Raw genomic sequence first — 449 nt, forward strand, 5'->3', positions numbered from 1 at the left:
GTCTTCGTGGCCCTCGTGCCCGCCGTGGTCTGCGTGGCCCTCGTGGCCACCATGCCCGCCATGGTCTTCGTGGCCCTCGTGCCCGCCGTGGTCTGCGTGGCCCTCGTGGCCACCATGCCCGCCATGGTCTTCGTGGCCCTCGTGCCCGCCGTGGTCTGCGTGGCCCTCGTGGCCACCATGCCCGCCATGGTCTTCGTGGCCCTCGTGCCCGCCGTGGTCTGCGTGGCCCTCGTGGCCACCATGCCCGCCATGGTCTTCGTGGCCCTCGTGCCCGCCGTGGTCTGCGTGGCCCTCGTGGCCACCATGCCCGCCATAGTCTTCGTGGCCCTCGTGCCCGCCGTGGTCTGCGTGGCCCTCGTGGCCACCATGCCCGCCATGGTCTTCGTGGCCCTCGTGCCCGCCGTGGTCTGCGTGGCCCTCGTGGCCACCATGCCCGCCATGGTCTTCGT

The 449-nt window shown here is 72.4% G+C and carries 1 pseudogene; it reads left to right on the forward strand.

Annotation, left to right across the window (positions count from 1 at the left end):
- Positions 1-449 (forward strand): annotated as a pseudogene (locus J1M64_RS19215) (hypothetical protein); the annotation flags it as partial.

The sequence above is a fragment of the Dietzia sp. KRD202 genome (assembly GCF_017168155.1).
Taxonomy (GTDB): Bacteria; Actinomycetota; Actinomycetes; order Mycobacteriales; family Mycobacteriaceae; genus Dietzia; species Dietzia kunjamensis.